The 5247-nt window shown below is 30.7% G+C and carries 2 protein-coding genes; both read left to right on the top strand.

What is annotated here, in order from left to right; genetic code table 11:
* The first annotated feature begins 161 nt into the window (after positions 1 to 161).
* Positions 162 to 3332 (top strand): hypothetical protein, encoded by a 3171-nt coding sequence (locus tag CP355_RS09345; protein WP_098044401.1) that lies wholly within the window; start codon positions 162 to 164, stop codon positions 3330 to 3332.
* The gene (locus tag CP355_RS09340; protein ID WP_233187031.1) at positions 3313 to 5184 is read left to right on the top strand and encodes an ATPase; all 1872 of its coding nucleotides are present in this window, start codon (positions 3313 to 3315) and stop codon (positions 5182 to 5184) included. Before CP355_RS09345 ends, CP355_RS09340 begins: the two co-directional genes overlap by 20 nt.
* Positions 5185 to 5247 lie beyond the last annotated feature (63 nt).

Raw genomic sequence — 5247 nt, 5'->3', positions numbered from 1 at the left:
GGTCCAGATGGACTTTTATTTTTATAAAGTGTTCAACTTGATTTTACAATCGGCGAAAACTTAATACCAAACAAAAACGGCTAAATTATTTAATTAAAAAGGCGCCTTGGATATGTGATTTATTTAAAGATACTGATCTCAGTCGTTATTACGTTTTGATCATGACTGCGGATAAATTCGTTTTCCCATATAAAACAGCCATCGGAAATGAAGACAATTATTGGGATTTGACTTTTAAAAATAGTCAGACACCTATTCTCTTTTTAGATGAATCAGATAAGATTAAATCAAATTGGACCAATAAATTAATCGAAAGTGAGATGGGGTCTAAAGATGTTGAAGATATGCCAACTCTAATTCGAAGATTTTACGCCAATATTTTGCCAGCTATTGGACGCATGGAACGAATAATCATAGACGCCAAAGACCCCTCTGGAAAAACAAATAACACCAGAATTAAGCAACTTTATCAAGTGATCAAGAAGACATATGATCAGTATCATTTGCAGTCCCCATTAAAAATTGATCCTGCACTTTTGGGAGATAATACTAACAAATTTCTATTTAACACAGGTAAAAGCAGTTTTTTGTTTGGCTTGAAAAAAGATGAAAAGTATTTGGTATGGAAATTTAACTCTCAACGTCTTGTTAACGAGATTACAATAGATCAAAAATTTTACGAAACGCATCCAGAATTTCGATTAAGTAAAGTAACTAGTTCCTTTACTCGGTTATTGCATTATATTGCAAAGACGACTTATTCAATCGCCAGAAATTATCATGAATTCAAGATAAATCTGAATAAAAAAATTACTGATCCTGAAAAATTGCATAATGTTTATGAGTTATCAGAAGAACACTTGCAAATCGTGAACGTGATTTTGCAGCCTACTAATGCTGAAGGAAGGTTAGCAAAATACTTCATTGATAATTATTTGGATAAAGCACTTAATTTAAAATTACCAAATATTAAAGCAAGTTTTACAGATGATCAGACCATCTATGCTTCTGGATTTCGTCTATTTGATTTAACTGTAAGTGAAGATGCTAACAATAATGGCCAGCTTCGTGTCTACCAACAGAAGACAACACCAGAACAAATTCTTGCCAGTGTAGCAAATAAAATGAGGACGATCTTATTATCATCAACCAGTTTAAACCCCTCACCATTAGGAAATTTTGATCTAAATTGGGTAAAAAATAATATAGTTAACTTCTTAGAAATTCCTACAAAATTGCAAGAGGTACTTGATTTAGAAAATAGAAAACGAAATCAATTAATTAAAAGCAAAGTAAAAATTGACACTAGGTTGACAGGAAAAAACTTGATGATTAGTGGACAAACTTTTAGTCAAGCTTTAGCTACTTTGTTAAGAGATGAAAATCATTTAGAGCCAACAGAATTACAACTTGAACGAATTTTGAATAAATATCCTGCTCGTTTGATTGCTAATCGCGTAAGCAACGGATTAGATCCAGATGCACCGTTTTTATGTGAAGCCGAACGCCAAGATGCTGATTCAAAAATTAGTAATACTCATTTTAATTTTGAACGTAAAATACGTCTATTAAGTGCAATCATTAATTTTTTGCAGTTAAATCAAAAAAATTCTACAAATAATGCATTCATCATCTATACCAATGCAATAATACGAATCGACGAATTAAATTGGTTAAAAGAAGCTATTGAAATCTTAAATATTCCATTTCCAGATGATTTATTCAAAGTGATTAGTTCACAAAATCGTCAAGAAATAGAAGATGTTAAAGAAACATGGGGTAAAGGAAAATTTCAAATCATGCTTACTAATAAGCAAGCTCTTGGTCGTGGAACCAATCTTCAATATCTTCTAGATAAAGACTATTATCAAAAACATAGCCATGATTTTGCAATTATTGATCAACGCTTTGTCAACTTGAATGAACCATTTATTGATATTGCAGGAATTTATATAGAATCACTTACTCATATGTTTGAAAATCCAAATAATAATGGTACTCAGGATTTAGATGATTTCAAAATCAGAGCAGGACATATTATTTATGAACAATTTGAATTATACGATTCAAATCAAACTAATTTATCTTTCCGTGATGTTAGAACAAGACTACAAAAATACTTTGGCAAAATATCAGGTAATGGCATGTGGGACTTATTACCTGCACAGGATGCTCTTGCAGCAGAGTTAGAACAGATAACAGGGCGTCTTTGTCGAACAAATATCAAAAATAAAGAAATGCTAATCCAGTATGACTATAATTTTGTAAATAAAATTGACTGGGATTATTTAAGCCATAAACGAACTAACGTGCTGATTGAAGACTTAATTGAGCAAAATAAAAATAGATTATCCTCAAATCCAAAATATCAAGATCGTTTAGCAACGATTAAGGAAAAGCAAGAGCTAGCTTTAATTAATAGTGGTGCAGCTTTCTTAGCCAAACGTGCTTATAAATTGCGTTCTTTAAGTGAAACTATGCAATATCAGTGGGTAGAAATGCGGGAATGGATTGTAAAACATCCTCGAATTAGCACTTTATCTAAAATACCAGATCATTTACGTAAGACAGTCGAAGGATTTTATTATCGACTGTCTAAACCAGATGCAAAATACTATTACTATCACGATCAAGAGGAAGATCCTGATTTCAAAAACGTGCTTTTGATTGATTCTGAGCAGGGAAAAGCTCAACAAAAATTAGATTACTTAAAATTCCAAAAACAAGTACCTATTAATGCCCAATTAACTAGTCTAAATCTAGAAAAATATGCTAAATATTTAGATAAAATTTTTAAGCAAAATTCATGGATAAAACAAGCATTACTAAGAGAAAAATATGATTTAGATTTTAGTAAAAAGAGTCAGTGGTTATTAACGCCTGCCGCATTTAACAATTTGTATAAAGCAGCTATTTCAGAAGAGATTTTTGCTTTAATTTGTCAGAAGTATCATCTAGATTTCCATGAAATGAGGGAATTATCCCAGAATGAATTTGAACGCTTTGACGGATTTTTAAAGTTAAACGATCAGAGAATTCTATATGTCGATATGAAGAATTACGATTCACGTAGGACTACAGTACTTGCAAAAGATGTCGAAAAGCATATTCAAAATAAATTAAATGAGTCCACAGGTAATGCAGCCGTGATTATTAATTTCTACGAATTTGAAAAAGAAAATGCTTATCGAAATAGCGGAATCAGAAACGAAATTAATGAAAAAAAGATCTATTACTATCCTCATTTGTTTAGACATAATGGTGAAATTGATAATGCATTATTGCAAGACTTATTAGATAAGGTGGTACGGAATGACACTAGTAAGAAATAAAATTTATCTAAATCAATTGGAAGATCCGCATTTTAAGATTGATCAGCTAAATCAAGATTTTGATTTATACGCGGTACATTGCACACGTAAATATATCTCTCGCTCCTTACTTAACCGTAACCAAGAGAAGTCACCAGTAATTAAGGCCGTAAATTATATCAGAGAAAATAACAAAGACATAATTTATATCCTTACGGATAAAGGTAAAACCAATATTTTTGAATTAAAGCGTGGCTTAACAGAACTAGATGAGACTATAGGTAAAATTGAGCAGCGTGATTTTGCACAAGTAGAAACAAATATCATATTAAACTTACTATTAATTCAACTACAAGTATTCTCTACAGTTAAGGGATGTAATTTATTGGGAAAATTGTATGTTAATACCAACACAGAAGAAAATGAAAAATTAAAATTTGAAGAAGTAAGCTTTAGTAAAAATCTAGTAATTAATATTCAAACGCGAGCATTTACTCAACTATCCTATTATCAAAAAAAACAAGCTCAAGAATTAATTAAAAATATAAAGTCATGGGGTCGCAGTCCACGTTATGAGATTAATTTGCAAGAAAGCACAATCAAACAAATGGCAAATTGTTACCATGACGGAGAAGAAAATGATTGGTATTTAATGCATCCTACCCATAAAAATCTGAAGCCAGATCAAACACCTTTCTTTTATCTTAATGGTAAAGTTGGACAAGCTAGAACTAGCTTTTTAACTAGTAAAAGTGGCATTATGTATTATTTAATTGATCAATTGAATAAGCATTACTCGCAATATTTTGACAAATTAAAATTTAGAGAAATCCAAACTGAGAGTTATGATCAAGGCGTTAATCAAAAAAAAAGGGGAGAAAAATTATTAGAAAAAATTAAGTCATTTTGGTCAGATAAAGAAATTACATTAATTGATCGAACGCAAGAAAATTTATCAGCGGTAAAGACTATATCTGACTTTTTTAGTCAAAACTTGTCAATAAAAATTAAGCCCAGTCAAACAAGTAGTCATTACAATTTAGCATTAATTCACAATTTAGGTTACTATTCGAAAAAAGATAACCAAGATAAAGAAGATACGTATTACGTAAATCAAGCTAAAATTATTCAAAATATAACAATTGAAGGAGTACTGCATAAAAGTGGAACGGTAATTGATAGCGCATTAATCAATGCAGTTAAAGAATTGACTGTAAAAGCAATTTTAGAGATGCAAGATTTCTCACCATTGAATACTGGGTTAGACTTAGATAGTTTGGCTTTTTATAAATATTATCCTAAAAGCAATCAAACTCTAGAATTTACGAGTCATGAAACTAATTTTCAAATTAAAGTAATTACTTCCAATTTTAAAGATCCGTTTTTCTTGAATGATTTATTTATTGAACGAAACGATCAATTAACGACCGCTTACGACTACATTATTTTAGATAAACAAAATGAAAATTACTATGCTGTAAGCAAAACTTCGTTAAAAACAATACCATCGCCATCATTATATGAAGCGGCAAATAACCAAAAAGGCACTTTAGCATATCGTAACAAAGAGGCTAGAAATAAATATTTAGCCGGTTTAATCAATTTGAATTATTTCTACGCACAAAATCAACTATATTATAATGTGGGAGTTATTGGAAATGGGATGCAGTCCAAAGAGTCGGTAGCTTCAGTTGTTAGAAAGATTGAATGTTTAAACGATAATAATAAGTCGCAATTGCTAGATATGCAGCAGCTTTTACAATCTATGGATGTTGTTTGGGTTAAATTTAAAAATTTGACGGTTCTTCCTTTTCCGATTAAACTCATGAACGAATATATCAGAAAAGATAAAAATAATAATGAAGAGAGATAAAAATTGAATTTAATGAAAAACGCCCGAAAATCCCCGTATTTTAATGCGGGGATGGATAGGGCT

This window comes from Lactobacillus sp. UMNPBX4 (genome assembly GCF_002554115.1).
GTDB lineage: Bacteria > Bacillota > Bacilli > Lactobacillales > Lactobacillaceae > Lactobacillus > Lactobacillus gallinarum.
This window is presented reverse-complemented; position numbering and strand designations above follow the sequence as displayed.

Bases quoted from the DNA above. Each gene is read 5' to 3' on its own strand.
- CP355_RS09345 (WP_098044401.1), top strand. From the start codon at position 162: ATGACTGCGGATAAATTCGTTTTCCCATATAAAACAGCCATCGGAAAT.
- CP355_RS09340 (WP_233187031.1), top strand. From the start codon at position 3,313: ATGACACTAGTAAGAAATAAAATTTATCTAAATCAATTGGAAGATCCG.